The following is a 2,477-nucleotide window of genomic DNA, read 5'->3' on the forward strand; positions in this document are numbered from 1 at the left end:
CCCAGCCCTCGCGCAGCCAGGTCAGCGTGTCCGGATCGGCCAGGGTCTCGACGACCGGGCGGACGTCGAAGCCCTCGCGGTCGTTCTCCGGCAGCATCGTGCGCAGGACGTCCTGGTCGTCGGCAACCACCGTGCTGCCTCTGTCGGTGGTGGGACCGCGCAGGCAGGCCAGCAGTCGTCGTACGACGTCAACGGCCTCGGCCTCGTCATCGACGACCACGTCCAGCACACCGTTGGCGGCCTGCTCGTCGGCGGGCCCGATCTCCTCCGCGGCGAACTGGCCGAGCCCGCCGCCGGCGATCATCGCGGGGCCGGCCATGCCGAGGTTCGCGTCCGGGGTGGCGATCCGCAGGTCGGCGCAGCCGGCCAGCACGGCGTTGCCGGCGAAGCACCGGCCGGAGACGACGGCGATGCGTGGGACCACGCCCTGGAGCTCACCCCACAGCGCGAACGACCCGACGTCGAGCGCGGAGACGAGAGGCAGGTCGGTGTCGCCGGGACGACCACCGCCGCCCTCGGTGAAGAAGACCGTCGGCAGCCCCATCCGGCCGATCAGCTCGATCAGCCGGTCGGACTTGCGGTGCCCGCGCATGCCCTGGGTCCCGGCCATCACGAGGTAGTCGTAGGAGAGGACCGCGCAGGGGTGCCCGTCGATGGTGGCCGTGCCACCGATGATCCCGTCGGCGGGCGCTTCGACGACCAGCTCCGCGAGAGGCCGGCGGGACTCCTGGGCGGCGGTGACGAAGCGGCCGTACTCGACGAAGGATCCGTCGTCGACCAGGTCGGCGATGTTCTCCCTTGCGGTACGACGTCCGCGACCGTGCCAGCGGTCGACCTTCTCGCTGCGGGCGGCGTCGGTGGTGAGGAAGCGCCGCGCGAGCACCTCCGTGAGTCCCTGCGCGGGTGCGTCCTCGGTCACCCGGCCATCATCGCCCAGCGGATGCGGGGATGCCGGTCAGGACGCGCAGCGCGAGCTCGGTGGTCGCCTCCATGTTGAGGTGGCCGACCACGCGGGCGACCCGGTCGATGTCGAGCGGCAGCAGGCCCGGCGTGCCCGGGATGTCCGGGGTGAGGCCGAGGTCCAGGTCGGTGCGCCCGGACATGATCCGGACGTTGAACTCGAAGCGCTCCCGCGCGCCCTCGGCGGTGAGGCGCTTGAGCATGCTCGCACCGATCCGGCGCGCACCCGTCTCCTCGGCCCAGCTGTCGAACGCGGCGAGCAGCGCGTCGCCGTTGTTGTGGTCGATGTCGGCCCACACCGCCTGCATCGAGCCCATGTGGGAGAGCAGCGCGGACGCCGACTTCTCGCCGATGCCGTTGACGCCGGGCAGGTTGTCGCTGGCGTCACCGCGCAGCGCGGCGTACTCGAGATAGTTCTCCGCCGCGACGCCGTACATGATCTTGAGCCGGCTGGGCGTGAGCAGGGGTGAGCCGTTGATGCCGCCGTCGATGAGGCGAAGGATCGAGGTGCGGTCGCTGATGTGGGCGAACGCGTCACGGTCGGACGTGATGATGACGCAGTTCCAGTCGTTGTCCTCGGCCCACGTGGCGGCGGACGCGTTGACGTCGTCGGCCTCGAGGCCCGGGGGAGTGAGCGTCGCCAGGCCGAGGGCGTCGAGGAGTGCGCCGGCGCGGTCGAGCTGGTCGACGAGCTGGTCGTCCTTCTCCGCGCGCCCGGCCTTGTAGTCGGGGTAGAAGTCGCGGCGCAGCGAGGCGGCGCGGTCGTCGAGACCGAAGATCACGGCGTCCGGCGCGAACGCGTCGATCGACTCGATGATCTGGCGCAGCATCCCGTGCAGCGCCCAGGCGGGGCGCCCCGAGCGGTCCGAGAGGCGGGTGTGCGCCCGCGCGTGGTGATTGCGGTGCAGGAGCGACGGCGCGTCCACCGCGAGCAGCAGCTTGCGCTGGCGCGAGGGCGAGGGAGACGTCGTCATGGGGATCGTCGTCATGCTAGATGACCGCGTCCGTGGGCCTCGGAACTAGTCCGTTCGCGCCATTCCCGGTGCGCGGCGGCGGTGCCATGCTCGATCCATGACCGAGGTGCAGCGCCCTCCTGAATCGCTCCCGATGAAGATCGTCGTGAACGTCCTGGTCGCCGTCATCATGATCATCCCGCTGGTGCTGGTGGGGTCCGGACTGTGGCTGCTCGGGCAGCGACAGTTTGGGGAGAAGGTCGAGGCCGAGGTGCTCGGTTGCGACCTCGACGTGGGCTACAAGAAGGCCTCCCAGTACTGCACCGCCCGCTGGACCCAGGACGGCGTCGTCCACACCGGCCCCATCCAGGGCTCGGGCGACAACGAGGTCGGCGACACGATCACCGCCACCGTTCGCGGCGACGAGCTCTACAGCCGCTCGCTCGGCCTGCCCCTGATCCTGCTGGGGCTCGGGCTGCCGTTCAGCCTGCTGCCGATCTCCTGGGTACGACGAAAGCTGCGCCGCGCCTAGGGTTCCTCGACGGTGACGTCGATCGTCTTGGT

The 2,477-nt window shown here is 70.8% G+C and carries 3 protein-coding genes; 1 reads left to right on the plus strand and 2 read right to left on the minus strand.

Annotated elements, in window-relative coordinates:
* Positions 1-919 (minus strand): carboxyl transferase domain-containing protein (locus ACOADB_RS17670; RefSeq protein WP_378601304.1); only part of this gene is annotated, 919 nt, incomplete at its 3' end.
* 7 nt (positions 920-926) lie between these two features.
* Positions 927-1,934, minus strand: a complete 1,008-nt coding sequence (locus ACOADB_RS17675) for a 5'-3' exonuclease H3TH domain-containing protein (RefSeq protein WP_378601306.1) — start codon at positions 1,932-1,934, stop codon at positions 927-929.
* Between the two features lie 97 nt (positions 1,935-2,031).
* Here ACOADB_RS17675 and ACOADB_RS17680 point away from each other — a divergent pair, with 97 nt between their 5' ends.
* Positions 2,032-2,445 carry a hypothetical protein gene (locus ACOADB_RS17680; protein WP_378601308.1) on the plus strand — a complete coding sequence of 138 codons (414 nt, stop codon included), beginning with the start codon at positions 2,032-2,034 and terminating at the stop codon, positions 2,443-2,445.
* Positions 2,446-2,477: the final 32 nt, after the last annotated feature.

Source organism: Nocardioides sp. CPCC 206348 (assembly GCF_048654705.1).
Taxonomy (GTDB): domain Bacteria; phylum Actinomycetota; class Actinomycetes; order Propionibacteriales; family Nocardioidaceae; genus Nocardioides.